The organism is Collinsella sp. LCP19S3_F2 (assembly GCF_052121015.1).
In the GTDB taxonomy this organism is placed as follows: Bacteria; Actinomycetota; Coriobacteriia; order Coriobacteriales; family Coriobacteriaceae; genus Collinsella.
The window spans coordinates 1-314 of sequence record NZ_JBQKFA010000044.1; the positions used below are offsets into that span (position 1 = coordinate 1).

2 rRNA genes are annotated in these 314 nt (G+C 70.1%); both read right to left on the bottom strand.

The features are described from left to right. A 5S ribosomal RNA gene (rrf, locus tag ACTQX9_RS09585) occupies nt 1-79 on the bottom strand; the annotation flags it as partial. 147 nt (nt 80-226) lie between these two features. Continuing rightward, a 23S ribosomal RNA gene (locus ACTQX9_RS09590) occupies nt 227-314 on the bottom strand; the annotation flags it as partial.

Genomic DNA, 314 nt, shown 5'->3' on the forward strand with positions numbered 1-314 from the left:
CAGTACTCTCGGCGCGATGGGGCTTAGCTTCCGGGTTCGGAACGGGACCGGGCGTGCCCCCCATGCTCTGGCCGCTGACCGGTGGGCGGCGCCCACCGTTACGGTGCCCGGTGTCTCATCCACGTGCCCTGGGGGCCGCATGGCGCATAGGAGAGATCCGACTCGGGGGCATCCTCGTGCCCGGACCGCGCTTTCGAGCGCATGTCCCGCGGGCCGCGAGGTGCGGTTCCGGAAGAGCTCGGGCGATTAGTGCGGCTCGGCTGAGGGCGTCGCCGCCCTTGCACCTGCCGTCTATCGACCAGGTAGTCTACCTG